Below are 25,812 nucleotides of genomic sequence, written 5' to 3'. Positions count from 1 at the left end.
GGGCTTCTAGCCTCAAATACAGTTATGAAAGGTGACTCCTGTGACAAAACGTCGCGTAGTGATAACCGGTCTGGGACTGGTAACCCCGGTCGGTAATGATGTTGATTCCACCTGGAAGGCCTTGCTTGCCGGTCAGAGTGGTGTGGCGCCCATCACCAAGTTTGACGCCAGTGAATTTGCGACCCGCTTCAGCGCGTCGGTTAAAGATTTTGACGTTGAGCAATATCTGTCCAAAAAAGACGCCCGCAAAATGGATCTCTTTATCCAGTACGGCATGGCCGCGGGTATTCAGGCCATTCGCGATGCCGGCCTCGATATGGATAAAGAAGACCCGACCCGCGTGGGTACCGCCATCGGAGCCGGTATGGGCGGTATGTGGCTGATTGAAGCCGGTCACTCGGCGCTCATGGCCGGTGGCCCCCGCAAGATTTCTCCCTTCTTCGTGCCCAGCACCATCATCAACATGATTGCAGGTCACCTGTCCATCATGTACGGCATGCGCGGCCCCAACTTTGCTGTGACCACTGCCTGTACCACGGGTGTACACAACATAGGTTTCGCCGCCCGCTCTATCGCCTATGGCGATGCCGACGTCATGGTAGCCGGTGGCGCCGAAGACGTGACCTGTCCGCTGGGCGTGGGTGGCTTTAATGCCGCCAAGGCACTGTCGACCCGCAATGACAACCCACAAGCGGCCAGCCGCCCATGGGATCGTGACCGCGATGGTTTTGTGATTGGTGACGGCGCCGGCGTACTGGTGATGGAAGAGTACGAACACGCCAAGGCCCGCGGCGCCAAGATTTACGCCGAACTGGTTGGTTTTGGTATGAGCGGTGACGCTTTCCACATGACCTCGCCTCCGGAAGATGGCGCCGGTGCTGCGCTGGCCATGACCAATGCCCTCAAAGACAGTGGTCTCTCGCTGGAGTCAATTGGTTACATCAATGCCCACGGCACCTCGACTCCAGCCGGTGACAAGGCCGAAGCCGCTGCGGTGAAGTCGGTATTTGGCGATCACGCTTACAAGCTGATGGTCAGCTCAACCAAGTCCATGACCGGCCACTTGCTGGGCGCTGCCGGTGCGGTGGAAGCCATTTTCACCATTCTGGCGCTGAAGGACGGCGCTGTGCCGCCAACCATCAACCTGGATAACCCGGATGAGGGCTGCGATCTCGATTTCGTGCCCCACGAGGCGCGTCAGACCAGCTTCGAGTATGCCCTGTGTAACTCCTTCGGTTTCGGTGGTACCAACGGCTCATTGCTGCTGAAAAAGATGTGACCAGGCAGTTTCACTGGCTGATAAAGGCGCTGGGACATATCGTTCCGGCGCCTTTTCTTTTTGTCGGTGCATTCACGCGCTTACGCTTTTGGCGTAAGCTTAAATCACTTTAACAAGATAGGGTTACACCATGGCCGGACAAGACAGGCACCTGACCTTACGTTTTCTCGCAGAGCCCGCCGATGTGAATTTCGGTGGCAAGGTTCACGGCGGCGCCGTGATGAAGTGGATTGACCTTGCAGCATACGCCTGCGCGGCAGGTTGGAGCGGCAAGTATTGCATCACCGCCTATGCCGGTGGCATTCGTTTCGTCAAACCCATCCATGTAGGTAATATCGTCGAGGTGAGTGCCAAGGTCATTTACACTGGCAACAGCTCGATGCATATCGGCATTGATGTGCGGGCCGGGGATCCCAAGGTGTCTGAGCGTCAGCTCACAACCCATTGCATTGTGATCATGGTGGCGGTGGATGATGCCGGTAACCCAACCCCCGTGCCAGAGTGGGTGCCGCAAACCGAGGAAGACAAGGCACTGCGGGACTCGGCTATCCGGCTGATGGAAATGCGCAAAAAAATCGGTAGCGAAATGGCTGCCCACGTCACACCCTGAACTTTGTCTGTCTTTAGCCTGGGTGCGGACCCCGCGCTCAGGTTACGCTCACATAAACAACCATAAGCCCGTAAAAGGGCACAGCGCCTATGTCTGAAACCACCTATTACCTTGCCCTCGATTACGGCACTCAAAGCACCCGTGCGCTGGTGTTTGACCGCCGCGGCAATCCCATTGCCATTGCGGCCGTTGCCAATGAAAACTGTAAGGCCGGACAAGCAGCTAAAGTCGCAGTTCAGAATGGCGACTACTGCTACGGTCAACTGGTGTCGGCCTGTCGCAAGCTCTTCGCCGAACACAGCTTGAGCCCAGAGCAAATCGTTGCTGTTACTCTGACCACCCAACGCGCCTGCACCTTGCTGATGGATAACCACGGCAAGGCCAAATCGGATGTGTTTATGTGGTCCGACAGACGTATGGTGGAAGGAATGCTTGCGCCCATGAGCTGGTATTATCGGCTCGGCTTTTGGATAAGCGGTATGACGGGGCGCATCGACTATTTGCGCCGGGCGGCCAAAATCAACCTGATGCGGGAGCTCTTTCCCGGCAAGGTTGATGCGAGCGAAAAGATTGGCCTCTTGAGTGGTTATCTGCTGAGCCGCCTTGGGGGAAAACTGCTGGATTCAACCGCATCGCAAGTGGCCTATTTGCCCTTTGACTACCGAAATCAAACCTTTGCATCAAAACACAGTTGGCGCTGGCAGGCCCTTGGCTGCAAACCGGCGCAAATGCTGCCACTCATTGATGCCGCAAGTCAGATAGGCACTGTTACCGAAGGCTTTGCAGAGCTTACCGGTCTTAAGCCTGGCACTGCTCTTGTCAGTGCCGGTGCCGACAAGGCCTGTGAAGCCCATGCAAATGGCGCGGGTGAGCCGGGCGTGTTGTCGTTGAGTCTTGGCAGCGCCGCGACTGTGACCTTGGGTACCCACAGTTATTTTGAGGTGTTTCGTTATGCACCGGCGTTTCCGGGGCTGGAGCCCGGCAGTTTTATGCCCGAGGTGCAGCTTGAGCGTGGCTTTTGGTTGCTGTCTTGGGCGCTGGATGAATTCGGTGCCAGCGACAAGGCCGAAGCGAGCGCCCTGGGGCTCAGTCCCGAAGCCTATGTGATGAAAGCCATCGCTGGCATCCCGCCAGGCGCCGACGGCCTGATGTTGTGTCCCTATTGGGCCCAGGGGGTAATTTACCCAGGCCCTGAAGCCAGCGGCATAGTGGCAGGTTTTCGTCCGGAGCACACCCGGGCTCACCTCTACCGTGCCTTGATTGAAGGGGTGCTGATGACCCTTGAGCGCGGTAGCAGGCGGCTCGTGGCAAAGGCGGGAATGCCGATAAAAGTTATTAGGGTGAGCGGCGGCGGCAGCCAATCCGACCTGGTGATGCAACTGGCTGCCGATATCTTTAACTGCCCCACAGAGCGGTTAACTGTGCGCGAAGGCTCTGGCTTAGGGGCCGCAATGTGCGCCGCTGTGGCCATGGGCGATTATCCAGACCTCGCCAGTGCCAGGCAAAATATGGCAAAATCGGGCAGTCGTTTTGAGCCAGAGCCCGCCAATGTCGCGCGCTACCGGCAACTTTCACAGCGGCACCAAAGCCTGTACCCGGCAGTAAAACCATTATTTAAAACACGCTGATCGCGAGACACGAAAGGAAGAACAATGGCAAAAGTGGCATTTCTCGGACTGGGGGTGATGGGATATCCCATGGCCGGACATTTGGTCAAGGCCGGTCACCAGGTGACTGTATATAACCGCACCACCGCCAAGGCAGAAGCCTGGGTTAAGCAGTTTGGTGGCGCCATGGCGCTGACACCAAAGCTTGCGGCTGAAAATCAGGACATCGTTTTTACCTGTGTGGGCAACGATAAAGATTTGCACCAGGTCGTGCTTGGCGAAGAGGGTGTTATCCATGGTCTCAAGCCAGGTGCCGTACTGGTTGACCACACTACGGCTTCTGCCGACATCGCCCGCGAGATTGGCGCAGCGCTGACGGATCAAGGTATGGGTTTTATCGATGCACCCGTGTCCGGCGGTCAGGCCGGCGCCGAAAATGGTGTACTTACCGTGATGGCAGGCGGCGATGAAGCCGTGTTTGATCAGGTAAAGGACGTCATCATGAGCTATGCCCGCTGCGCTGAGCGTTTGGGTGAAACCGGTGCCGGTCAGCTCACCAAGATGGTGAACCAAATCTGTATCGCAGGTGTGGTGCAGGGGCTTGCCGAAGCACTGCATTTTGCCCGCAGCGCCGGCCTTGATGGCGAAAAAGTGGTTGAAGTCATCAGCAAAGGCGCGGCTCAAAGCTGGCAGATGGAAAACCGCTACAAATCCATGTGGGCCGGTGAGTACAACTTCGGATTCGCCATCGATTGGATGCGCAAAGACTTGGGCATCGCCCTGGAAGAAGCCCGCCGCAACGGCTCGCACCTGCCGCTCACTGCCCTTGTGGATCAGTTTTACTCAGAAGTGCAGGGCATGGGTGGCAACCGCTGGGATACTTCCAGCCTGATGGCCCGCCTCGAAAAAAGCCGAAAGTGATTGCTGGTTAAAGCCATCGACCGTCAGCTCTGTGGCAGAGTATTTCCCGATAAAATAAAAAGCCCGCATTACGCGGGCTTTTTTACGACATTTGGATCGGGTTTACACCGGGTCTACCACCAGATGCTCAAGCTCTACCACGGCAACGGCATGGAGGGCGTCCATGGTGGCCCCCACCAGAGAGATTTTGCCCTGTGACGACTCAAGCAACACCGCACGTTTGATGTCGCTGAAGCTGCGGTTGTGTCTGAAAAGCGCCGACAATGCCATTTGCATTGGCAACATCGACGGATTAAAGGCGGCGTTTTCGGCGTAGCGACCACAGAAGCTGGCGCCGTCTTCTGTTTCCAGCACTACCGCTGCGTGGCACTGGCTGTATGGGGCGTACGATAAACCGGCGTGATCGAGTGCTTCAATCAGCAAGGGATCATCACTCTCCAGTACCAGTTCCGTTTGCTGCTTCGATAGCAGCGGCGCTGTAACATTTAAATCGGCAGGACCGAAGGCATAGGGCAGATAGTGGCTCAGTGGCGCTGTGTCTTGCCCCGGCAGGTGAATGCGAATAGCCTGACCCTGAACCAGCTCGTTCATAAACTGGCGGCAATGTCCGCAGGGGCTCGCGTTAACTATGATATCGCTGATGTGGGTTTCACCGCTTAGCCAGGCGTGGCTGATGGCACTTTGCTCGGCGTGTACCGAGTGAAACAGCGCCTCACCCTGAAGCTCGAGGTTGGCTCCCATGTAGAAGTCGCCGCCGCTTCCCACGGCGATGGCGCCCACATAAAAATTACTTACTGGAGGCTTAGCCAGTGCTGCTGCGATGGGCAGCAGAGCCAATCCCAGTTCGTGGCTGTCCATTTTGGAAACAGAGCAGAGCTGCTTTACCTGCTGTGCATCCAAATGACCGCAAAATTGCTCACCCAGCATGGGAAGCAGTTCATCTGCCAATGCTTTTGGCAGCTCGTTTATCCGGCGGACAAATCTGTCTTGCATGGCCGTTTTCCTTCACTGTTAATTTTACTGACTTGCAGTTTAGTTATTCTGTTACACAGATAATGGGAGTCGAATCCCATTTTATGCGGGTTTTCTGCTAAATCGACTGCAGGTACTGACATAAAGCGCCGAGGAGCTTTTGTTTCTTTTCATCCTTGGCGGTTTCTTCCAGCAAGTTTTCAAGGCGGATTACATAGTCAGGGTCGTTCAAGCGGGCCTGACAAAACTCTCGCCAGCGTAGGCTTTCATCATAGGACAAGGTGAGCGGGTAGTTGCGAGCACGGTATCGAAAGAGCATCTCTGGCAAACGAGTATCATCAAATTGCAGCTCCAGCGCGGCCAAGTGCTCCGGTGACGTATTCCGTATGATGTCCATTTTTGCGCGATCGGCAGGAGTGAAAAAACCACCACTGTAGAGCGAGTAATCGGGATCGTTGGACATCCCCTGTGATTCTTCTTCAAACAGTGCCGTGAGTTTTTCGCGTATTTCAGGATGTTGTTTCAGTTTTTTATATTGCTCACGGGCAAAGGCTTTATCAATGCCCAAGCGATCTGCATTGGCGTCATCCAGAGTTTTGGCGTTGGCAACGAAGGGGCACTTATTCAGGTGAATTTGCTTTACGGGCACGGGTAGCTCATCACTGGCAAGGTCTTCACGCTTGGTATAGAGCCGGGTTCTCAGTGCATCCACATCGAGGTCAATCAGGGGCTGAATGTCCATGGCCAGATTGACGCAAATGACTGCATTTTTATTGCGCATATGGTGCGCTACCGGCGCTATCAGTGTTGCACAGCCCTGGGTTGCCGGTATTTTGGAGCTTATGTGCACCAGTGGTTGCATTGCCAATACATCGATTTGCTCGGCCACTGCTTGTTTACGCCTTAAGCGGAAATAATAGTCGAACAGCTTTGGCTGCTTTTCCTTGATAAGCCGGGCCAGAGCGATAGTGGCATACACATCGGACATGGCATCGTGGGCCTTGTCGTGACCAAGGCCATTGGCCGCTGTCAGGTGCTCTAGCTTAAAGCTCGGGCTGCCGTCCTCTTTTTCTGGCCAGTTAATGCCTTCCGGGCGCAGTGCATAGCAGGCACGCACCAGGTCGATGATATCCCAGCGAGAATTGCCCTGTTGCCACTCACGGGCATAGGGGTCAATAAAGTTGCGATAAAAGCCGTAGCGACTTACCTCATCATCGAAGCGCAGCGAGTTGTAGCCCGCAACACAGGTATTGGGTCTGCTGAAAATAGCCTGGATGCGGCCCATGAATTCGGTTTCAGGCACGCCCTGACGATTCGCCAGTTGTGGAGTAATGCCTGTGATGAGGATCGCCTCAGGGGCGGGTAAATAATCGGGGCTTAAACGGCAGTAAAAGGTAACAGGCTCCTCGATGATATTCAGGTCCAAATCGGTTCTGACACCGGCAAATTGTGCAGGCCTGTCCTTCGCAGGACTGGCCCCGAACGTTTCATAATCGTGCCAAAAAATAGTGGGCTGAATATAGTTTTCCATCGGGAAATTAGCTCTGTCCGTGACAATATAAGCGCTTATCTTATCACTTGAAGCGCCATATTCATCTCTTACCGGTTTCCTTACCGTCTTGTTGGGTAAATATACGCCAGGCAGAGGGATTTGTTGGGGCCTTCACGTAAATTGCGGATGACCATAAATGTGATACGGAGGTAAAATAATCCACCAGTGGAAGGATTTACGCATGTTTAATCAATATTTTCGGTTGCCCGAACTCATAAGTATCGATCCGGAGCAGTCGTCTTCACATTTTTTACTGAACCTCACAGATGACGTGAGTGATTTTGTACTCATGCAGGCGCTGCGAGCGCCCCTTATCGAATTGGTGGTTACACGAACAGACACCGGAGCTGAGTTCCTGCTGAGGTTACAACCGGGCTTTAGCCTGTTTTCTCACCCAGTACTCAACGGTGATGTGCAGGGCCAATCAGCAATAGCCGGTGACAAGGGGCAAGGGGCTATTGCGGGTCAGGTAACCAGCGGCCATGCCCCGGAGCATTTGCTTCGCGGACAAGGGCAAGGGCTTAGAGTGTACGCCAACAGTACCCGTGCCCCGGCGCGCTTGTTGGAGAGATTACGCCGTGGTCTGCTTATCACCCTGGCCCCAGAACAAAGCGAGTCTGGGTTATTGGGAATTCGGCTGGACGGGGAAGGGGAGTTTAATCTGGTAGCGCTTGAAACCGATTTACGTCTGTGCGAAGAGCCCTTGATACTGCAAAATGCCAAATCTGTTCTCGCCCGGGAGCCCGACTATGGTGCAAGCAGTGCCGCGTTGGCGCTGCTTATCACTGAGCTTGAACAGGCTAGGCTAGAATTGGTCGCTTACCTCTCTGGTATTGACTGCCATCCTGGCCTTGCAGCCGAAGCGATGTGCATTGAGCCTATGCTGAGTCAGCGTCGCCAATGGTTACTCAGGCAGTACGCGGAGTCTCAGGAGCGCCCCAAAATAGGTACCAGTGCCAACGATTACGGCCAGAATATAGACAAACTTAAACGTCTATTGGAGTGTTACGAGCTTTTATCAACACCAGAGGTTAACGCCATGGTGCTGGCTATCGCAGAGGAAGATTAATGGTGGCCCAGAACATTCAGCCGATTTACCTTTGTCCCTTGTGTCAAGCGTCCTTACGGTCGGAAACAACCAGCTTGGTATGCCCCGCAGGTCATAGATTCGATAAGGCAAAAGAAGGCTATGTCAATCTGTTACCGGTGCAGAAAAAAAAGTCAAAGGATCCCGGCGACAACAAGGAGATGATGCAGGCCCGCCGCTTGTTTTTGGAGTCGGGCGCTTATCAAGCGTTGAGTGACAGGTTGGGGGAATTGGTACTTGGGCTACCGGTAAATCCAGCCACCATACTGGATCTTGGATGTGGGGAGGGCTACTACACCCAGAGGTTGCAACAGGCTCTGGCAAATGAGGGCATTTGGCCCCAACTCTACGGTCTGGACATTTCCCGTGCCGCTCTCAAAGCGGCCGCTAAACGATATCAGCAAATTCATTTTTGCGTTGCCAGCAGTTTCGAAACCCCTTTTGAAAGTGAGTTTTTCGACTTGGTGGTACGAATTTATGCGCCCTCAAAACCAGAAGAGCTCAAGCGCCTGGTTAAACCGGGTGGCCATTTACTGACAGTGTCTGCCGGCCCCTTACATCATTTCGCCGTTAAGCAGCGCATTTATGACACCCCAAGGCTGCACGAGGATAACGAAGAGCAAATCGAAGGGTTCGAAATGGTGAGCACAGAGCGCTTGCAATGGCAACTCGATATGGAAACACCCGAGTTGATACTCGCGTTTCTTGAGATGACACCCTACGCCTGGAAGTTTACGCCGGAGGCTCGCAGACAGCTTGCTGGCCAGCCATTCAGTTGCGAGCTGGATTTTCGGATCAATTTACAGCGCCGGGTGCTGTAAAACTTGGAAATAGAATGGCTTGGCAGGGGCTGGAGAGGTTGTCTGTACGCTATTTGAACAGGCCTTAAGCCAAATTCCAGAAATTTAAGTAAAAAATCAGAACGACATACACAAAGGTTTGTTGACTTATGTCTAGGATGGAGTATAGTCGATAAAGCTTGAAGGTTGGATTTATTTTGTGTTCCGCACGACCAGTTTGTCCTGTAAACATTAAGTAATACCGGCTTTTCCCGCTCCACCGCCGTAACCGGCAATTGTTTAAATATTTAATGTTACAGGATACCAATATGTCTCAAGTGACTGGTGTAGTTAAGTGGTTCAACGCTGATAAAGGCTTTGGTTTTATCGCTCAGGAAGCTGGCCCAGATGTGTTTGTTCACTTCCGCGCCATCAACACTGACGGTTTCAAGACTCTGGACGAAGGTCAGAAGGTGTCTTTCACCGTGACCCAGGGTCAGAAAGGTCCTCAGGCTGAGAACGTAACCGTAATCGGTTAATTCTCCCAAGAGATGTATAAAAGCCGTGGCAGATGCCACGGCTTTTTTGTTGCCCCAAATTTGTCAATGCCAGCCTATTCCATTCCATAATTCAGCTTCTGGACACGATGCTATCGTTCGAAACGGGTGTATTTGTTGATAGCTTAGGAACGAAGAGGACTCAGTTAACGGAGGTAAAAGAGGGAATAGAAGCGCATAGAAGCGCAGAGTCGAATCGAATCGAACCGTACCGTACCGAACAAAGTAAAGCGTACAATTGACTTTAACCTTGCTGGATGTCTGGCTTAAGAACAAGCGTAAATCGGGCGCCGTTTATGCTGCTGTGTGTTGATGACCGACATAATTCGCGGAATTTCAGGATGTCGACAGTTACTCAGTTACTCAGTTAAACGGCGGTTCATGTAAGGCGATTTAACAGAGTACGAACCAGAACGACAGTGACGCCTTTATGATGCACACTTTTTCATTTGTCGATGATTATCACCGCCATTGCACAATGGGATAAAAAAGCACCTGTGAGGGTGCTTTTTATTATGCTGCTAAGGAAAACATCATGAAAAGAGCTTATCTTCCAGACTCTTGCCATTCAAGAGTTGGCGATAGCGAATACCTTCTTCGGCAAGTAACTCCAACGCGGCTTTTTCCAAACCGTAGTCCCTCGATGCAGGCTCGAATCCGATAATAAACTCTCGCCCATTGTGTTGACGTTTCACGCTGTGAACTCCAGGCAGTGTGCTCAGTTTATCACCGAACTCTTCTCCGGCGATATCCTGGAGGCTCAGTGTCAAAAAGCGCTCAACACTCTCAGATTTTATCGACAGGGACTGGCTGAGTTTCCCTTTATCCAGATATAGGACAGAGTCACACAGACGTTCAAGTTCTTCGAGATTATGTGATGAAATCAGGAAGGTTGTTTGTTCGCTGGCATGGGATATCAACTCCCGCACGGCCCTGGCATTGGCAGGATCCAGGCCGGCAGTCGGTTCATCCAGCAGCACCAGCTGAGGTGTGCCTATCAATGCCTGGGCAATGGCAACGCGCTTGCCCATGCCATGGCTGAGCGCAGTGGGCTTGTGCCTGGCTGCGTCTTTCAGCTGAACCAGCTCCAATACCCGCTCCGCTTCCAGGCGGGCGTCTTTGGCTGAGAATCCCTGCAGAGATGCAAAAAAAGCAAGCTGTTCGCCCACGCTGAAGTTGGGATCGAGCAAGGCGTCCTGAGGCAGGGCACAGACTTTGCCCAACAATTGGCGGCTTCCGGGAGCATAACCCAGAATCTCGAGGCTGCCGCCGTCCGGTTGGATATAACCACACATCAGGCTCATCAGGGTGGTTTTACCTGCGCCATTGGGACCGACGAGCGCAACCGGGGCGCCGGCTTCTACTTGCAGCGATACATCATCCAGCGCAGTTTTGCTGCCGTAGCGTTTGGTCAGGTTTCGGGTAACTATCAGGCTCACAGTGCGCTCCTTTTCATGTATACCAGGCCAATAAACAGCAGCACAGCGGTTTGCACTAAAGGCAGCGGCGCATGGAGCAGGGCACCCATTGGTGTGTTATCGACAATCATCTCAATCTGGCTTCCAGGCAACAGCCAATCGAGGCTGGGCAGAGAAGGTACGTAATAGGCGGCCAGCGCTGAAACAATAGCCAGAACGCACCACACCAAAACGGCAAATAGCGTCGCCTGGCGGGCGCTGTTGGCGTATAGCGAAAGCAAGGCCATCAGCGCTATGTAGGGCATTATCACTATCAGCAGGTTCAGCAGCACCACAATACCGTCCCCAATCGCCGCACCGGCAAGGTCGGGTTCGCGAAACAGCGTCAGCACCAGGGTGGCCAGTCCGGCAGTGATGATATAGGCACTTTGTAATAACAATTGCCCAACTACACGGCCAAAAAACAGGGCTTCACGGCCGGTGCGCTGCACCAAAAAGCGAAAGGTCTTGCGACTCTTATCGGAGGCAAATTGATCCGCACTGCTTAAAATGGCAAACAGCGGGAACCAGTAGAGACTGATAACCCAAAACAACGACAGCTCGGGGACATCCCAGGAGAGCAAATACTTTGGACTGACCACACCGAGCATTTCTGACAGCGTCTGGCGCATGTGAGGGTCGGCGATATACTTGGCGGCGCTGCGGATGGGGTAGTAGAGAATAAGCCCCCACACCAGACAGTAAGCAACCAGGGCAATCAGCCCCCGAAGATTAAAGAAACCTTTGATAACTTCTTGCCTGGCTATCAACCAGACATGGGTCATGGGACCCGGATGGGCGAGCTGAGCTTGAGACATGCTAACGTCCTGTCGTCACGGATTAGTGTGTTTGTGTTAAGAGTGCATCCAGGCGCGCTTCCAACTGCGCGACTCGCTCCTCCAGGGCTGCCATTCGGCTGTCGTCCCTCTCGTCGACTTGGGGAGCAACAGTATGTGCTGTCATGCCTGCTGTGGCTTCGACTATGGTGAGACTGAATCGCGAATCCCGTTTACCCGGCTCTCGGGGAAGTTGTACCACTAACGGTGTTTCCCGTGATGCCAGTGCGGTAAGGGTCGCGTCGACTTCACCGATGTCTTTGAATTCGTGTTGACGACCGGCGCGGGTTCTCAGTTCGCCGGGAGTCTGCGGTCCCCTGAGCAGCAACAGGCTGAGTACAGCAACCTGTGCGCTGGAAAGCTGAAGATCTGAAAACTCAGTATTACAAAACCTGTGTTTATATTTGACGACTCGGCTGCCAAATCCGGATTGCTCGCTTACCAGCCTCTTCTTGGTGAGTTCATCAATGCCGGCCTGAACCTGCGTTTCTGTCAGGTCCATCACGGGATCCCGGCTGCTTTTTTGGTTGCAAGCCAGAGTCAGGGCATTGAGCGAAAGGGGATATTGATCCGGTGTGGTAACTTCTTTTTCCAATAAACAGCCAATAATTCTGGCTTCGATGGCATCAAGCAACATTGAAAACTCCTTTAACTTCCTGAATCTGTTATATCAGAGCAGGCTGCTTGTGCCCATAGGCAACGCACTTTGTTACCATTTCGCCAATAAAAAACGGTGGCTATGCCACCGTTTTTTATCAATCAGCTCAGATAGAGCCCATCGTCTGTAATTCGAAGTTTCCCCTGTTTGAAGAGGCCGCCAATGCTCTTTTTAAACGCTTTTTTACTCATACCCAGCTCAGCGTAAATCACATCGGCGTCTGTCTTGTCGCCCAAGGGCAGGAAACCACCGGCGGCCTGCAGTTTTTTCAGGATAACGCCTGAATGGGCATCCAATTCATCGCGGGTGCCTTTGTTGAGCACCAAATCGATTTTACCGTCGTGGCGTACCTGCTTGATGTAACCCTTGAGCTTGTTGCCCGCCCGCAGTGGCTTGAACACATCGCTTTGATGGATAAGCCCCCAATGGCTATCGTTGATAATCGCCTTATAACCAAGATCCGTGCGTCCGGCGATAGTCAGTTTCACTTCCTGACCTGGTTTGTAAAAGGCAGGCGTCTTATCGAGGAACTTATCCAGCTTGGCAGAGGCGACAATTCTGTCATCTGCACGGTTGATATGCAGGTGTACCAGCTGATATTTGCCTTCCTCCGGTGGGCGGGTTTGCTCGGCAAAGGGCAGCAGTAAGTCTTTGTCCAGTCCCCAATCAAGGAAGGCACCCACCCGGCTGACCGATACTATTTTCAGGTTGGCGAATTCACCGACCTGTGCCAGGGGTTTTTGCGTGGTGGCAATGGGCGTATCTTCAGAGTCCAGGTACAGAAAGACATCGATTTCATCACCTACCTGCAGGTTGTCCGGTGCAAACTTATTGGGTAAGAGCACCTGACCGAAGTCACCGGCATTGAGATAAAAACCAAAATTAACTTGTTTAACAACCGCCAGTCGGCAAGTTTTTCCTAATTGGATCATTGAGTACCTGATTTCAGATGATTGGGCATTACGGCGCAGATTATACCTCAAACAGACTGGATTCACCTCAGTTTACGCTGTAACGGCGCCGGGATTTGTTCAGGAAATATTCGGGTGATAAAAACCGCTTCATTAATAAGGTTTTTTGCGTGTTAAAAGCGAGTCTGAGCTATTTAAATATATTGAACACACACTCTGAAAACCGCTTTGGAATTCGAACTTTATTATATGATTTTAAGAGATATTTTGTGATTTCGTACTGAGAGGCTTTGTTCGCTTTGTAGTATATCTTGCAACTCATTGAACAAATGCGAATTCCTGCTTGCATTCTTGTGGTATGCGGGGTTTAATTGCGCCGTTTTTGGGGGTATTCCCAAAGGCTGGCGCCTGTTTACAGGTCAGTTTATCGGTCTGGATATTTTGGATGAGTCACGGGCCGTGTCATCTTGCACATCAAATGACGCAAGAGGTACGGTTAAACGAAGGGGGAGTTGGCTAATGCACTATCATTTGCTTTCTGCACATTGCCTCAAGCTGGCTTCTTGCCTGACTCAGGATCTGGTTGCTATCGACACAGACGTAAAACACCTGACCCTTATCCGCATCAATTCTGGCCGCGAAGAGGCCAATAGTCCCCAATAAGCCGGTCCGACACGACCTTACGGCTTCCTGATCCCGTCTTTCCTTAAAAGTTCGCGGGACTGGGTATTCTACACTTTTTATACCGACACCATCGGATCCAGATCAATGCAAGACAACAAGCTATATTTCGAGACGCTGCACAGCGGCTATGGTCAATATTTCGAGATAGACAAGGTGCTCTTCGAGCAAAAAACCAATCAGTGGCATTTATCAATTTTTGAAAATGCCCGTTTTGGCAGAGTGATGGCCCTCAATGGTGCTATTCAAACCACCGAAGCGGATGAATTTGTCTATCACGAAATGTTGACCCACGTGCCGGTTTTGGCCCATGGCAAGGTAAAGAGCCTGCTGATTATCGGCGGGGGCGATGGCGGCATGCTGCGTGAAGTGGTGAAACACCCAGCTATTGAGCGTATCGTGATGGTGGAAATTGATGGCGCCGTGGTGGACATGTGCAAAACCTGGTTGCCAAATCATTCTGCCGGCGCCTACGATGACCCTCGCGTGGAGCTGGTTATCGCCGATGGCATGGACTTTGTTGCCAACTGCACTGAGCGGTTTGATGTGATTATTTCTGACTGTACTGACCCGATTGGCCCCGGCGAAGTGCTGTTCAGCTCTGATTTTTATGCGGGTTGCAAACGATGCCTTAATGAAAACGGCATCTTTGTGGCCCAAAATGGGGTGCCCTTTATGCAGGTTGAATCCCTGCAGGACACGGTGCGCCGCATGAGCAGTTATACCCGGGAATGTTGGTTTTACATGGCGGCAGTCCCAACGTACATTGGTGGTTCCATGGCGTTTGCCTGGGCTACCGACAATCCAGAGGCGCGCAAGCTTGACCTTGCAACCCTCGAGGTGCGTTTCAACGAGGCTGGGATCAGTACCCGTTACTACACGCCCGCAGTGCACCAGGCAAGCTTCGCCTTGCCAAAATACGTCGAACAGGCGATCCGGTCAGCCATGACCGTGGCCGCTTAATATCTCTCTATATATAGGCACAATTGAGATGAACGAATGGTCAATTGACGACGCCCGCGCCGGGTACAACGTTGCCCACTGGAGTCAGGGTTTTTATGGGATCAGCGACGAGGGTGAGGTGACCGTCTCCCCGGATCCTAAAAATCCCACTTTCAAAATTGGTTTGAACGCGCTGGCCAAGGATATGGTTAAAGCCGGCGTGAGTTTGCCAGTGTTGGTACGTTTCCCGCAAATTCTGCACCACAGAGTCGACCACCTGTGCCAGATGTTCAACCAGGCCATTCAGAAATACGAATATCAATCTGATTACCTGCTGGTATACCCCATTAAGGTAAACCAGCAGCAGACAGTGGTTGAGGAAATCCTGGCAAGCCAGGTGAGTAAGACTGTACCTCAGCTGGGTCTTGAAGCCGGCAGTAAACCAGAGCTGATGGCCGTGCTCGCCATGGCGCAAAAGGCCAGCTCAGTGATCGTGTGTAACGGTTACAAAGATAAAGAATACATTCGTCTGGCCCTTATCGGTGAGAAACTTGGCCACAGTGTATACATAGTGCTCGAGAAAATGTCCGAGCTGCAGATGGTGCTGGAAGAGTCCAAGAAGCTGGGGGTTACCCCACGCCTGGGTCTGCGCGCCCGTTTGGCTTTCCAGGGCAAGGGCAAGTGGCAGGCCAGCGGCGGTGAAAAGTCCAAGTTCGGTCTGTCTGCTGCGCAAATTCTCAAGGTAGTCGAGCGCCTGAAAGATGAAGACATGCTGGACTCGCTGCAACTGCTGCACTTCCACCTGGGCTCGCAAATCGCCAACATCCGTGATATTCGCCACGGTGTAGGTGAGGCCGCACGTTTCTACTGTGAACTGCGTAAACTGGGCGCCAAGGTTAACTGCTTTGACGTGGGCGGTGGCTTGGCCGTGGACTATGACGGTACCCGCAGTCAATCAAATAACTCCATGAACTACGCGCTGGCCGAATACGCCAATAACATCGTGTCTGTGCTTACTGACGTGTGTAACCAGAACGAACAGCCAATGCCGCGCATTATTTCTGAGTCAGGCCGTTACCTCACAGCCCACCACGCGGTCCTCATCACCGACGTGATAGGCACCGAGGCATACAGCCCGGAAGAGATCCCCGCGCCGGAAGAAGAAGCGCCTCAGTTGCTGCACAACATGTGGCGCAGTTGGAACGAAATCAGCTCACGTCTTGACCAGCGTGCTTTGATTGAAATCTTCCACGATACTCAGTCTGATCTGGCCGAAGCCCAGTCCCTCTTTGCGTTGGGACAGCTGAGCCTGGAAGACCGAGCCTGGGCCGAGCAGTGTAATCTGGCCGTGTGTCATGAGTTGCAAGGCCTGATGAATGCCCGTAACCGTTATCAGCGCCCGATCATCGATGAACTGAACGAGAAACTGGCTGACAGATTCTTCGTGAACTTCTCCCTGTTCCAGTCGCTGCCCGATGCCTGGGGTATCGACCAGGTATTCCCTGTATTGCCGCTGTCAGGTTTGGACAAGGTGCCTGAGCGCCGCGCAGTGATGCTCGACATCACCTGTGACTCCGACGGTATTGTTGACCAATACGTTGATGGTCAGGGCATTGAAACCACTCTGCCGGTACCTAACTGGTCAGCCGAAGATCCTTATTTGATTGGTTTCTTCTTGGTGGGTGCTTATCAGGAAATCCTCGGTGACCTGCACAACCTCTTTGGTGATACCAACTCTGCGGTGGTGCGTATCGACGAAGAAGGCCAGACCAATATCGAGTCTGTACTTGCCGGTGATACCGTGGCCGACGTACTGCGCTATGTGAACCTCGATGCCGTGTCCTTCATGCGCACCTACGAGGAGCTGGTGAACTCACACATCGCAGAAGACGAGCGCGCGATGATCCTCGAAGAACTCCAGGTGGGCCTCAAGGGCTACACCTATCTGGAAGACTTTTAACCCATACTAAGGCAAGGTGAAGCCAGGCCGGGGAACCAGGGCATTAGCCCTCCCGGCCCTCAGGTAGAGAAAAATGTTTTTTGAAGGTTCAGAAAAAAAAATAGAAGTCATAGTCACCCCCGAATTCGGCTCACTCAGAGCACTGGGGCGTGAGTTCTGGAAAGAGATGGTGGCCTGCGCCAATGCGGAAATCCTCTCCAGTATCCACAATGAACACTGCGATGCTTACTTGCTCAGCGAATCGAGTTTGTTTGTTTGGGACGACAGATTCCTGATGTTGACCTGCGGCACCACAACCCTCGCTAAAGCCGTAGTCCGTTTTATCAATCAAGTAGGTGCCGATAAGATTGCATTTGCCAGCTACCAGCGCAAAAACGAGTATCTGTCTCACTTGCAAAGCAGTGCCTTTACTGACGATTTAACCGCCATCCGCGCGTTGTTGCCGGGGGATGCGTTCAGAATCGGGCATCTGGATTCCCACCACCACTATATTTTCACCAGTAACAAGCCGTACGAAGCAACCGCCGATGACCACACCAGTGAGCTTTTGATGTACCACATCCGTGGTGAGGCTGCCGATTATTTGCGCAGTGAACATCAGAGTGCAGCTGAAATCCGCCGTCTGCTGCAATTGGATGCCATGTTGCCCGGGTTTGTTTTTGACGACTTTTTGTTTGAACCTTTTGGGTATTCTATCAATGGGATCCGTGGCGATCGCTACATGACCATTCATATTACGCCGCAGGAAAACAGCTCCTACGTGAGTTTTGAAACCAACTTGCCTCTGGCAGGGGAGTATCGTCAGATTTTCTCTCGCCTGCTGGGTATTTTAAATCCGGGCAGTTGGGATGAAATTGGTTTTAACGCCCAGCGTCACACCGAAAACTACCCCGCGCACCTGTGCTTGGGAAGCTGTGCCTTATCCATGTCCCAGGGGTATAAAGTGGAGTTCAGCCACTATCAGCAGTTGTGTCATGAAGTGCTGATCCCCGAGCCCATGTAATCTTCGCCGAGTGTGACCGTTAGACCCGCTGCGCCAATGAGGTGTCTGGCGATACTCAATGAGTGCTGTGTGAACTGCTCCCGGGAATAAGCGGGCATCGAAGCCAAACGCAGTCACCCTTATGCACCTGAAGCCCAGGTTTCATTAATACGAGAGTCTGCTTTGACTCTTTCCCGGGGATATTGGCGAATAAAATCAAAAGCCGACTTCACTGTCGGCTTTTTTGTTGCGCGTCAAGCGGCTAGAATGCCTCAAACGATACAGTGCCCATAAGGAATCACAATGACAGATCTCAGCGACATTCGCCGTGAATACACCAAAGGAGGCCTGAGGCGCAGTGAATTGCCCGAAGACCCCATGGCATTGTTTGAGCGCTGGATGGAGCAGGCCAAGGCCGCAGAGCTTACCGACCCAACGGCCATGTGCGTGGCGACAGTCGACGAGCACGGTCAACCCTATCAACGGATAGTGCTTCTCAAACGCTTCGACGAGCAGGGTTTTGTATTTTTCACCAATCTGGGTAGCCGCAAGGCGGCTCAATTGAAGCAAAATGCCCATATCAGTTTGCTCTTTCCCTGGCACCCTCTGGAGCGTCAGGTGGCTGTGACCGGCATTGCCGAACCGCTTTCAACGGCGGAGGTACTCAAGTACTTCGTTACCCGACCGAAAGACAGCCAGATTGCTGCCTGGGTATCTGCTCAGTCATCCAAACTCAGTGCCAGGCAGGTGCTGGAAGCCAAGTTTATGGAAATGAAGCAAAAGTTTTCCGCCGGCGAAGTGCCATTGCCGTCCTTCTGGGGTGGATATCTGGTGCGTCCCGCCAGTATTGAATTCTGGCAGGGCGGGGAGCACAGGTTGCACGACCGCTTTATTTATGAAAAAACGGCCGCGGGTTGGGATATTGAGCGGCTGGCGCCCTGATCACAGTGGCGTGACGTTTTCTGCCAGGAAGCCCTTTTGGCCTTCAACCAGGTTAAAGCTCACCTTTTGACCTTCTTTCAGCGTGCGTCTTCCCTGAGTGTTGATAGCGCGGTAATGAACAAACACATCTGTATCATTATCGCGACTCAGGAAGCCAAAACCTTTCTCATCGTTAAACCATTTTACGGTACCAGTGTGTTGTGGGGCTGACATGTAAACCTCGTAAGGGATTGATAACGTATTTGAACTTTAACAAGCAGATATTTCAGCCAATTGACAGCCCTGACGGGAATTTGCAGCTAGAGTTATAGTGGCCGTTTGGTTTATTGTTTGTGGTGTCACTAATTTAGCAATTCAGGAATGGCCTGAACGAAATAAAACACAAGGAGACAAGTGATGTTTATCCGTACTTTGTTGGGCGCAGCCCTGCTGGTATCTGCCCCGGGTGCCATGGCCGATTGGCAATTGAATGCAGCCAATTCCAACGTCAGCTTTATCTCGGTCAAGAAGGGCGATGTTGCTGAAGTTCACAAATTCAAAAGCCTGGAAGGCAAACTGACTGAACAAGGCGATTTCAGCCTCAATATTCCCCTGGCGTCTGTCGATACAGGTATTGAAATTCGCGATGAGCGCATGAAAAGCATGTTATTTGAAGTGGAGCAATTTCCCTCATTAACACTTTCTGCCAAGATAGAGCCGTCACTGGTAAACGCATTGAAACCCGGATACATCACAAAAGCAGAAATTCCTGCAACTGTGGAATTGCATGGTAAAACAGACAAGCTCAACGTCGAAGTGACGGTGGCAAGAGTCTCTGATAAAACCCTGATGGTTAGCAGCAGTACCATGTTAATCGTTAACGCAGCCAATTTTGGTTTAACCGCCGGGATTGAAAAGCTGCGTGAAGTGGCGGGGTTATCGGCCATCAGCAGTGCCGTACCGGTTTCTTTCGTGCTAACACTTGAGAAATAACAGGAATTGCATGCTTTAAGGAAGAAGAAAGCAACTTGTTCCATAATAAAAATGCGGGCTTGGACCCGACATTAATGCAATACGGGATTTGACATGGTCACTGATAAAGAAGGTTACGTGCATCTCATTCAGTACTTGACTGAAAACTTGGGGCTTTTCGAAGCACCTGAGGGACAGGGTTTAGCTGATGAGACAGTGATGGAGCTCTTTGAAGAGCAGTTGTCCGCGCAGATCATCATGGTCTGCGGTCAAAATCCCGAATTAAGTTTTGCCCAACGTAACATGGTCATTCGGGAAATCGACGCCATCGTTTACGATCTCGAAGAAATCCTGGCCCATGTCGGAAACAAAAAAGCCACGCCGGAACAAACGCACTTTATTGCTGATTTTTCTGGGCTTATCAAAAATTTATTCGACCAGGAAATTGTCAAGCTGACCGCCTGACGCACCGTCGTGGTTCACACTCTGATGGGGTGAACATGATAAGACTCAAACCAGGATTTGAACACGATACCATTGCTGTAGAAGCATCAGGGATGATTGAGGCCGGTGACTACAGCCGTGTATTGATCCCCGCCCTCGAGCAAGCGCTCAAAGATCATGCGTCGGTGCGCATCTGGTACGAAATTGCCGATGGATGCCGGGGGGCCAGTCTGCTGTCGCTATGGCAGGACGTACTGCTTGGCCTCTTCCATCTCGATGACTTCAGGCGTATCGCCATTCTCACCAATCGTCCCGCTTTTCGCCGCATGGGCGAGCTTATAGGCTTATTCATGCCATGCCCTGTGTGCGTGTTTCCCCTGGATGAGGTGCAATCCGCCAAAATCTGGTTGTCTCAACGTTGCTGAAATCAGTGCTTTTTATTGGCAAGCACCAGCGCTTCCGTTATGGTGGTTCAGGTTAAGCGTTATCCACGCTTGCTTGTAATTAATTGTTTTTCAGGATGTTATTTATGTTTAGAGCTTGGATCGCTATTTCGTTACTCCTGTTATCTTACGTGGCTTGTGGCAAATCGATTGTAGGGCAGAGTGTCGATATCCATCAGCCCGCCTCTGGGCTTAACTTTATTGCCCGGGTCGATACAGGTGCCTCTATAAGCTCAATCCACGCGGTCGATATCCAAGTGCTTGGCGGCGCAGCCGACTCGATGAAGGACAATATCGGCAAACGGGTGAAATTTACCACCCAAGGCTTGGGGGGGGTGACTAAAACCATTGAAGCCAAGATAGTAAAAGTCACCACTGTGTCCAACTCTCAGGGAACCGAGAGTCGTTATACGGTTGAGCTTGAGCTGCAATATGAAAAGGATGTTCGTAACATCCGGGTGAACCTCAGAGATAGGGGCCACATGGATTACAAGCTGCTGCTGGGCCGCAACTGGCTTGAAGGCCATTACCTGGTCGATGTGGCCGAAAAAAATGTTATCGGTGAGCGCGCCCCCATTCACCTGGTGGAAGGTGATATCACCTTCGATACCCGTATCGACACAGGTGCTGTAGAGAACAGCCTCCATGCCATCGATATTCAAATAGAAAATGAAAATCGCAGCGATATGGAAGCCAATGTTGGCAAGCCCATCAGCTTTACCACGGTAAATGAAAAAGGTGAAGCCCGGCGCATCCATAGCCGAATTACTGAAACGTCACTTATCCGAAATGCTCAGGGAAGTGAAGTTCGCTATATGGTGGAGCTGACTCTGGGGGAACCCGGTAAAGAGTTCAAGGTAAAGGTAAACTTAAGAGACCGAAGCGAGATGACCCATAAGCTGCTCATTGGTCGTAACTGGCTGCAGGGGCACTACATCGTTGATGTCAGCCGCTAGTCTGCAAAGGGGAGTCTGCAATCCACTATGGTGGCCACGGTCAGCGAATGACAGAGCGTCAGTGAGCCGCCAAATTGGCGTTCAAGCCAGGCACATAGTGCACTTAGTTCAGGCGCGATAATGTCAGAGCTCGCGCCCTGGCGATCAAACCTGATGAGGCAATCATTTCCGGACCCGTCGACACAGACCCTGACAATATTGCCCTGAGGTGCGTTATCAATCTGAGTGCACAGGATTTTTAACAAGCTGAATATCAGCAGCGTTAACTGCCAGGTCTCAAGCTGGACACTGAAATTACGTTCGCCCTCCAACTGAATTTGGATGTCACGTCCGGTGATTTCTGATTGAAACAGCAGCGTCAACTGCTGCAACACATCCATGGGAACGGCGCGTTGGCTTGCCTTGTGTCTGCCGGTTAATAGTTCCAGCACCCTGAGCCGCTCTGCGTGTTCGCTCAGCGCATCCTTCAGCTTTTCCATGGACGTGGCGCCCGGGTTGCAGGCCTTGGCCAGAAGGATTTCCTGCTCACGGGCAATCAAACTCACCAAATCCCTGAGCCAGTTTTTAAATAAGCGTCTCTCCGTAACCCAAGCCTCGTCTTTTGCTCTGGTCACTTCTATGCTTTGTGTCTTTTGCGACAGCTCGAATTCTGCCTGTTGCAGATTCTGCTGTAGCTTGCCACTTTCACTGACGCAAAGACTAAGGCTGCGCTCCAGTGTCGTTATCCTCTCCAGCAATTCGTTTTCAATGCGCTTGCGATTTTGAATATCAAAGGCGATGGCACCTGTTCCCCTGAGATTGTCGTCGTCATCCCGAATGGCGAACTTGGTCATTTGAAAACGCATCTCTCCCAAACGTGTTGGCAGTGTCTCTTCGAATTGCAGCGGGGCATCCTGAGTCATCACGCGCTGGTCGCTCTCGCCGTAGGCCTGGGCAAGATCCGACGAAAAGAGTTGTCTGTCGGTGGCTCCCAGGATCCTGTGTCGGTCAAGACCTATGGTTTCACAAAACTTATCGTTCACCATCAGGTAGCGGCCAGCCGTATCCTTGATAAAGATGAGGTTGGGGGATGATTTGAGCAAGGCGGTCAGTTGCTCCTTGTGGGCGAGCAAATCCTGCTGTGCCTCTTGCTGAACCTCCAACTGTTGCTCCAGCGCCAAATTTGAGGCATCGAGACTTGCCATGGCGATTTCGAGCTGACGGGTTCGGGCCACAAGGGCGCTGGCCAACACCCCAATTTCATCCTCACGCTGGCTCGCTTGCAACTCCAGATGGGCTGCATCTTCTGCTTTCAACGCAGACACCATGCGGGCGATGGGTTTGATGTAAAGTTTGTGTTGTACAAAAATCATCAGCAGCAGTGCCAGCACCTGCGCGAGCAGCAGATACAGTCCAGCGCGCTCAACCAAAAGCAGGGCTTCATTTTTGAAAGAGCTTTTCGGGGTTACAGTGACCACCTTCCAAAATGTGCCCGGCATCCGATATACAGACACCAGTGACGGCGCGGCAATCAGCGGGTCAACGTCAATGGCCAGAGTTCCCAATAATGCAGGTGATTCCGTCATGGCAATGGCGCTGGTGTTAATCATGGCCTGGTACATCTGTTTGCCCTGGGGGAAGTTGCTGGGGGTCATGGTCAGAAACTGCTCCTGAGTGATGACCTGGTGTGCCTGCGCGTCCTTGATAAACAGCGTGTCTGCGTCCACTACCAGAGAGAGCAACGATGACAGTTGAGGATAGCGTTGGGTGAGTGAGGCTAAATCGGGCAAGCTTGCGTGTTCAGGTAAACTTTGCTCTGCGCCGGGCAGGGGGGCCGACAATACCTGATTAAATTGGTCCAAAAGGATCACATAGCCCCCGAGTTCTTTACGGGACTCGGTGAGATAACTTGAGAGGCTGGAAAGGCTTACATCTATGGTCGCGACGCCCTGGAATTCATGCTCTTGCCAGATGGGCACCGATGCCGTGACCATGGACTCCTGAGTATGGGGATCTATGTAGGAAGGGGACCAGAATACCCTGCCAGCCGGAAACAGCCGCATGGGCTTATACCAGAGTTCATCAAAGTAATGACCGCTGCTTTGGTTGTAACCGTCGTTTTTACGCAGCTGCCCAAGCAAGTCTCTGACCCAGAAAAGGCTTCTGATCTCATCTTCCTGACCGAGAGGATGCCCCTTTTCCGGCCAAATTCCACCACTTGCGACCACGTCTTTATGGTTAGGCAACGAGAGCAGACTGGGTATGGTGTTTTCAATGGTGGCGATATCGTTTCTTTGGGTGCCTGCGACGTCCGCAATGGCAACCACCAGGGTGTCGAGCTGAGCCGTCAAGTCCCGCAACCTGGCTTGGATTAATTGACCCTGAGAGAGATTGAGGTTCATTTCCTGTGTCAGCCGCTCTTCTTTTTGGCTGCCAAGGAGGATCCAGAGGGTGGCCAGAAGAAGCAGGGTGGCTATCAGGCTTTGCAGCAGTCCCACCCGAAAGGGCAAGCTATTACGCCACCTCGGGTGCAATGTATGTGATACATAGGCCTTGGAACGGTTCATGACAGGCCGGATCCTTTGGGCTGAAAATGACATTCTCAGCAGCCAGTCTAACGGATAATTTGTTGTTTGCCATTAGCTTAAAGCTAAAAGGCACCCGGGAGGGTGCCTTTTGCGTGGGTCAGAGTTTTAATCCGACCAAAAGCTTATCGAGCTTTTCGGCGGTGGCGTGGAGTTCATCACAACCCGATACCGATTGGTTCGCCGACTGTTCCACATCGTGGGACTGGTTACGGATTTCCATCAGGTTACCGGCAATTTCATTGGCAACGGCGGATTGCTCTTCGGCGGAGGTGGCAATGAGCACGCTCATTTCAAACACCTTGGCACTGTGATGGGCGATGCTGTCGAGATCCTCACCGGTTTTTATCACATGCTTTTTACCTTCTTCCGCTTGCTCAACGGTACGTGCCATCACCTGAGTGAGGTTACGGGAGCCGGATTGCAGCGCCTCAATCATGGACTTGATTTCCACCGTTGCCGCCTGAGTACGGCCCGCAAGGGTACGCACTTCATCGGCCACCACGGCAAAGCCACGTCCCTGCTCACCGGCGCGGGCCGCTTCGATGGCGGCGTTAAGTGCCAGCAGATTGGTTTGCTCGGAAATGGCATTGATGGTGGTTACCACTTCATCGATACGGCTGGCATTTTCATTGAGTACGGTTACCGCATCGGACGCCCTGGCAATTTCATTGGAGAGCTGACCTATGGCGCTCACCGTAGTCGCAATATCTTTGGAGCCGGCCGCCACTTGCTGGTTGGCCTCCTGAGTCTCCTGGGATGAGTGCTCGGCATTGCTGGCGACTTCCCGCACTGCAGCGGTCATTTGCTCCATGGCTGTAGCAAGGGAGTCGAGATGGGCACGTTGACTGGCAGCAAGGGCCTGACCGTCCCGTGCATTGGTGCGAAACGACTCCACCACAGCACGGATTTGGTGGATAGCGTCGTTGATGTTTTTCACCAGGTTATGCTGACGTTCAACCAGAGAGTCGATGCTGATGGCCAGAATACTGAACTCATCTTTTACCTGGAAGAAGTTAAGCCTGCCGGTAAGGTCGCCATCGGCGGCACGTTTAAGCGCCATTACCGTGGTATACAGAGCGCCACCAACAAAGGTGGAGATGTAGTAGCTGAAGATAAAGATAATAAAGAGCACCAGCGCGATGGCGCCAATGACAAACCAGGTATCGTTACCGGATTCCAGCGACACCGCCTTGGCATCAAGCGTATTTACCGCCACCAATTGCTTGTCGCTGATGGCACTGACCGTTTGATAACGGCCGTTGGCGTTCGCCTGATCGCTTCCGCCGCCACTGCGGGCCAATTGCTGTGCTTTATTGTCCAGATTACTGACGGGCACTACCTGAGTGCTCCCGGAAAGACTTTGTAAAAAAGTACTTTGCTGGTCAGCCGGAATATAATTAAGCGCCTGCGACACCAGCTGATTGACGTCATTGGTGTGGTTTCGGCTCTGTGCCAGATGGGTTTCGAGTAAGGTGTCGTTAAATTTGATGTTCAGCACCAGTGCCAGCGACAGCACCATCAGCACCGGGACAATAGCCAAAATGGCAAACTTGGTTTTGAGTGTCATGTGGATGAGATATTGATCTACCCAGCGAAACTTCACTTCTTTCATGAATTACCTCGGAGCGGGGCTGCGTGTGACCCTATGTTTATCGGTTCTTGATGACCGAACTTTATTATTGCAGCCGAAATATGCTTGTGAATGAATACTTTTTAAT

25 protein-coding genes are annotated in these 25,812 nt (G+C 52.3%); 16 read left to right on the top strand and 9 right to left on the bottom strand.

Features of this window, described 5'->3' with window-relative positions:
- Positions 1 to 40 precede the first annotated feature (40 nt).
- The 4 genes from fabF (at position 41) to K0H79_RS10225 (ending at position 4,417) form a co-directional block, all read left to right on the top strand.
- The gene (gene fabF, locus K0H79_RS10240) at positions 41 to 1,279 is read left to right on the top strand and encodes a beta-ketoacyl-ACP synthase II (protein ID WP_220075719.1); all 1,239 of its coding nucleotides are present in this window, start codon (positions 41 to 43) and stop codon (positions 1,277 to 1,279) included.
- A gap of 130 nt (positions 1,280 to 1,409) precedes the next feature.
- Positions 1,410 to 1,889: an acyl-CoA thioesterase gene (locus K0H79_RS10235; protein WP_011760090.1), complete on the top strand. Its 480-nt coding sequence runs from the start codon at positions 1,410 to 1,412 to the stop codon at positions 1,887 to 1,889.
- An 89-nt stretch (positions 1,890 to 1,978) separates the two neighbouring features.
- Positions 1,979 to 3,517, top strand: coding sequence for an FGGY-family carbohydrate kinase (locus K0H79_RS10230; protein ID WP_220075718.1), 1,539 nt, complete (start codon positions 1,979 to 1,981; stop codon positions 3,515 to 3,517).
- A 24-nt stretch (positions 3,518 to 3,541) separates the two neighbouring features.
- Positions 3,542 to 4,417, top strand: a complete 876-nt coding sequence (locus K0H79_RS10225) for an NAD(P)-dependent oxidoreductase (RefSeq protein WP_220075717.1) — start codon at positions 3,542 to 3,544, stop codon at positions 4,415 to 4,417.
- A gap of 102 nt (positions 4,418 to 4,519) precedes the next feature.
- On the opposite strand, the gene cdd is transcribed toward K0H79_RS10225, so the two are convergent.
- Positions 4,520 to 5,410 (bottom strand): cytidine deaminase, encoded by an 891-nt coding sequence (gene cdd, locus K0H79_RS10220; RefSeq protein WP_220075716.1) that lies wholly within the window; start codon positions 5,408 to 5,410, stop codon positions 4,520 to 4,522.
- 97 nt (positions 5,411 to 5,507) lie between these two features.
- Positions 5,508 to 6,920, bottom strand: coding sequence for an exodeoxyribonuclease I (gene sbcB / locus K0H79_RS10215; protein ID WP_220064740.1), 1,413 nt, complete (start codon positions 6,918 to 6,920; stop codon positions 5,508 to 5,510).
- Between the two features lie 202 nt (positions 6,921 to 7,122).
- On the opposite strand from sbcB, the gene K0H79_RS10210 reads away from it, so the two are divergent.
- From K0H79_RS10210 to K0H79_RS10200, 3 genes are all read left to right on the top strand, one after another.
- Positions 7,123 to 8,010: a hypothetical protein gene (locus K0H79_RS10210; RefSeq protein WP_220075715.1), complete on the top strand. Its 888-nt coding sequence runs from the start codon at positions 7,123 to 7,125 to the stop codon at positions 8,008 to 8,010.
- Positions 8,010 to 8,849, top strand: a complete 840-nt coding sequence (rlmA, locus tag K0H79_RS10205) for a 23S rRNA (guanine(745)-N(1))-methyltransferase (protein WP_220075714.1) — start codon at positions 8,010 to 8,012, stop codon at positions 8,847 to 8,849. Before K0H79_RS10210 ends, rlmA begins: the two co-directional genes overlap by 1 nt.
- A 287-nt stretch (positions 8,850 to 9,136) precedes the next feature.
- Positions 9,137 to 9,346 (top strand): cold-shock protein, encoded by a 210-nt coding sequence (locus K0H79_RS10200; RefSeq protein ID WP_011760083.1) that lies wholly within the window; start codon positions 9,137 to 9,139, stop codon positions 9,344 to 9,346.
- Positions 9,347 to 9,897: 551 nt separating this feature from the next.
- Here K0H79_RS10200 and K0H79_RS10195 read toward each other — a convergent pair.
- The 4 genes from K0H79_RS10195 to K0H79_RS10180 all read right to left on the bottom strand — a co-directional run bounded on the left by K0H79_RS10195 (position 9,898) and on the right by K0H79_RS10180 (position 13,247).
- The gene (locus K0H79_RS10195; RefSeq protein ID WP_220075713.1) at positions 9,898 to 10,803 is read right to left on the bottom strand and encodes an ABC transporter ATP-binding protein; all 906 of its coding nucleotides are present in this window, start codon (positions 10,801 to 10,803) and stop codon (positions 9,898 to 9,900) included.
- Positions 10,800 to 11,639 carry an ABC transporter permease subunit gene (locus K0H79_RS10190; RefSeq protein WP_220075712.1) on the bottom strand — a complete coding sequence of 280 codons (840 nt, stop codon included), beginning with the start codon at positions 11,637 to 11,639 and terminating at the stop codon, positions 10,800 to 10,802. The genes K0H79_RS10195 and K0H79_RS10190 overlap by 4 nt, the downstream gene beginning before the upstream one ends.
- 22 nt (positions 11,640 to 11,661) lie before the next feature.
- On the bottom strand, positions 11,662 to 12,294 hold the full coding sequence (locus tag K0H79_RS10185) for a YceH family protein (protein WP_220075711.1): 633 nt from the start codon (positions 12,292 to 12,294) through the stop codon (positions 11,662 to 11,664).
- Between the two features lie 122 nt (positions 12,295 to 12,416).
- On the bottom strand, positions 12,417 to 13,247 hold the full coding sequence (locus K0H79_RS10180) for a S1 RNA-binding domain-containing protein (protein ID WP_220064734.1): 831 nt from the start codon (positions 13,245 to 13,247) through the stop codon (positions 12,417 to 12,419).
- A gap of 498 nt (positions 13,248 to 13,745) precedes the next feature.
- Here K0H79_RS10180 and K0H79_RS10175 point away from each other — a divergent pair, with 498 nt between their 5' ends.
- From K0H79_RS10175 to pdxH, 5 genes are all read left to right on the top strand, one after another.
- Positions 13,746 to 13,889: a hypothetical protein gene (locus K0H79_RS10175; RefSeq protein WP_011760078.1), complete on the top strand. Its 144-nt coding sequence runs from the start codon at positions 13,746 to 13,748 to the stop codon at positions 13,887 to 13,889.
- Between the two features lie 105 nt (positions 13,890 to 13,994).
- The gene (speE, locus tag K0H79_RS10170) at positions 13,995 to 14,870 is read left to right on the top strand and encodes a polyamine aminopropyltransferase (protein WP_220075710.1); all 876 of its coding nucleotides are present in this window, start codon (positions 13,995 to 13,997) and stop codon (positions 14,868 to 14,870) included.
- Positions 14,871 to 14,898: 28 nt separating this feature from the next.
- Positions 14,899 to 16,809: a biosynthetic arginine decarboxylase gene (speA, locus tag K0H79_RS10165; protein WP_220064731.1), complete on the top strand. Its 1,911-nt coding sequence runs from the start codon at positions 14,899 to 14,901 to the stop codon at positions 16,807 to 16,809.
- Positions 16,810 to 16,882: 73 nt separating this feature from the next.
- Complete coding sequence (locus K0H79_RS10160) at positions 16,883 to 17,812, top strand: adenosylmethionine decarboxylase (RefSeq protein WP_220075709.1); 930 nt, start codon at positions 16,883 to 16,885, stop codon at positions 17,810 to 17,812.
- A gap of 282 nt (positions 17,813 to 18,094) precedes the next feature.
- Positions 18,095 to 18,733, top strand: a complete 639-nt coding sequence (pdxH, locus tag K0H79_RS10155) for a pyridoxamine 5'-phosphate oxidase (RefSeq protein ID WP_220064729.1) — start codon at positions 18,095 to 18,097, stop codon at positions 18,731 to 18,733.
- On the opposite strand, the gene K0H79_RS10150 is transcribed toward pdxH, so the two are convergent.
- Positions 18,734 to 18,946 carry a cold-shock protein gene (locus tag K0H79_RS10150; protein WP_220064728.1) on the bottom strand — a complete coding sequence of 71 codons (213 nt, stop codon included), beginning with the start codon at positions 18,944 to 18,946 and terminating at the stop codon, positions 18,734 to 18,736.
- A gap of 183 nt (positions 18,947 to 19,129) precedes the next feature.
- On the opposite strand from K0H79_RS10150, the gene K0H79_RS10145 reads away from it, so the two are divergent.
- The 4 genes from K0H79_RS10145 (at position 19,130) to K0H79_RS10130 (ending at position 21,527) form a co-directional block, all read left to right on the top strand.
- Positions 19,130 to 19,705, top strand: coding sequence for a YceI family protein (locus K0H79_RS10145; protein ID WP_220075708.1), 576 nt, complete (start codon positions 19,130 to 19,132; stop codon positions 19,703 to 19,705).
- Positions 19,706 to 19,798: 93 nt separating this feature from the next.
- Positions 19,799 to 20,149 (top strand): DUF3802 family protein, encoded by a 351-nt coding sequence (locus K0H79_RS10140; RefSeq protein WP_220064726.1) that lies wholly within the window; start codon positions 19,799 to 19,801, stop codon positions 20,147 to 20,149.
- A 35-nt stretch (positions 20,150 to 20,184) separates the two neighbouring features.
- Entirely contained in the window at positions 20,185 to 20,553 is a 369-nt protein-coding gene (locus tag K0H79_RS10135; protein WP_220075707.1) for an STAS/SEC14 domain-containing protein, read from the top strand.
- Positions 20,554 to 20,657: 104 nt separating this feature from the next.
- The gene (locus tag K0H79_RS10130) at positions 20,658 to 21,527 is read left to right on the top strand and encodes a RimK/LysX family protein (RefSeq protein ID WP_220075706.1); all 870 of its coding nucleotides are present in this window, start codon (positions 20,658 to 20,660) and stop codon (positions 21,525 to 21,527) included.
- Here the strand turns inward: K0H79_RS10130 and K0H79_RS10125 are convergent.
- Positions 21,524 to 24,073, bottom strand: coding sequence for a PAS domain-containing protein (locus K0H79_RS10125; RefSeq protein WP_220075705.1), 2,550 nt, complete (start codon positions 24,071 to 24,073; stop codon positions 21,524 to 21,526). The two genes, K0H79_RS10130 and K0H79_RS10125, sit on opposite strands and share 4 nt — an antisense overlap.
- 118 nt (positions 24,074 to 24,191) lie before the next feature.
- Positions 24,192 to 25,706 carry a methyl-accepting chemotaxis protein gene (locus tag K0H79_RS10120; RefSeq protein WP_220075704.1) on the bottom strand — a complete coding sequence of 505 codons (1,515 nt, stop codon included), beginning with the start codon at positions 25,704 to 25,706 and terminating at the stop codon, positions 24,192 to 24,194.
- Positions 25,707 to 25,812 lie beyond the last annotated feature (106 nt).

The organism is Shewanella sp. FJAT-52076, assembly GCF_019457455.1.
Taxonomy (GTDB): Bacteria; Pseudomonadota; Gammaproteobacteria; order Enterobacterales; family Shewanellaceae; genus Shewanella; species Shewanella zhangzhouensis.
This window is presented reverse-complemented; position numbering and strand designations above follow the sequence as displayed.

Excerpts from the sequence above, each read along its gene's own strand:
- K0H79_RS10235 (WP_011760090.1), top strand. The coding sequence starts at position 1,410 with ATGGCCGGACAAGACAGGCACCTGACCTTACGTTTTCTCGCAGAGCCC.
- K0H79_RS10230 (WP_220075718.1), top strand. The coding sequence starts at position 1,979 with ATGTCTGAAACCACCTATTACCTTGCCCTCGATTACGGCACTCAAAGC.
- K0H79_RS10225 (WP_220075717.1), top strand. The coding sequence starts at position 3,542 with ATGGCAAAAGTGGCATTTCTCGGACTGGGGGTGATGGGATATCCCATG.
- cdd (WP_220075716.1), bottom strand. The coding sequence starts at position 5,410 with ATGCAAGACAGATTTGTCCGCCGGATAAACGAGCTGCCAAAAGCATTG.
- sbcB (WP_220064740.1), bottom strand. The coding sequence starts at position 6,920 with ATGGAAAACTATATTCAGCCCACTATTTTTTGGCACGATTATGAAACG.
- K0H79_RS10210 (WP_220075715.1), top strand. The coding sequence starts at position 7,123 with ATGTTTAATCAATATTTTCGGTTGCCCGAACTCATAAGTATCGATCCG.
- rlmA (WP_220075714.1), top strand. The coding sequence starts at position 8,010 with ATGGTGGCCCAGAACATTCAGCCGATTTACCTTTGTCCCTTGTGTCAA.
- K0H79_RS10200 (WP_011760083.1), top strand. The coding sequence starts at position 9,137 with ATGTCTCAAGTGACTGGTGTAGTTAAGTGGTTCAACGCTGATAAAGGC.
- K0H79_RS10190 (WP_220075712.1), bottom strand. The coding sequence starts at position 11,639 with ATGTCTCAAGCTCAGCTCGCCCATCCGGGTCCCATGACCCATGTCTGG.
- K0H79_RS10185 (WP_220075711.1), bottom strand. The coding sequence starts at position 12,294 with ATGTTGCTTGATGCCATCGAAGCCAGAATTATTGGCTGTTTATTGGAA.
- K0H79_RS10180 (WP_220064734.1), bottom strand. The coding sequence starts at position 13,247 with ATGATCCAATTAGGAAAAACTTGCCGACTGGCGGTTGTTAAACAAGTT.
- K0H79_RS10175 (WP_011760078.1), top strand. The coding sequence starts at position 13,746 with ATGCACTATCATTTGCTTTCTGCACATTGCCTCAAGCTGGCTTCTTGC.
- speE (WP_220075710.1), top strand. The coding sequence starts at position 13,995 with ATGCAAGACAACAAGCTATATTTCGAGACGCTGCACAGCGGCTATGGT.
- speA (WP_220064731.1), top strand. The coding sequence starts at position 14,899 with ATGAACGAATGGTCAATTGACGACGCCCGCGCCGGGTACAACGTTGCC.
- K0H79_RS10160 (WP_220075709.1), top strand. The coding sequence starts at position 16,883 with ATGTTTTTTGAAGGTTCAGAAAAAAAAATAGAAGTCATAGTCACCCCC.
- pdxH (WP_220064729.1), top strand. The coding sequence starts at position 18,095 with ATGACAGATCTCAGCGACATTCGCCGTGAATACACCAAAGGAGGCCTG.
- K0H79_RS10150 (WP_220064728.1), bottom strand. The coding sequence starts at position 18,946 with ATGTCAGCCCCACAACACACTGGTACCGTAAAATGGTTTAACGATGAG.
- K0H79_RS10145 (WP_220075708.1), top strand. The coding sequence starts at position 19,130 with ATGTTTATCCGTACTTTGTTGGGCGCAGCCCTGCTGGTATCTGCCCCG.
- K0H79_RS10140 (WP_220064726.1), top strand. The coding sequence starts at position 19,799 with ATGGTCACTGATAAAGAAGGTTACGTGCATCTCATTCAGTACTTGACT.
- K0H79_RS10135 (WP_220075707.1), top strand. The coding sequence starts at position 20,185 with ATGATAAGACTCAAACCAGGATTTGAACACGATACCATTGCTGTAGAA.
- K0H79_RS10130 (WP_220075706.1), top strand. The coding sequence starts at position 20,658 with ATGTTTAGAGCTTGGATCGCTATTTCGTTACTCCTGTTATCTTACGTG.
- K0H79_RS10125 (WP_220075705.1), bottom strand. The coding sequence starts at position 24,073 with ATGAACCGTTCCAAGGCCTATGTATCACATACATTGCACCCGAGGTGG.
- K0H79_RS10120 (WP_220075704.1), bottom strand. The coding sequence starts at position 25,706 with ATGAAAGAAGTGAAGTTTCGCTGGGTAGATCAATATCTCATCCACATG.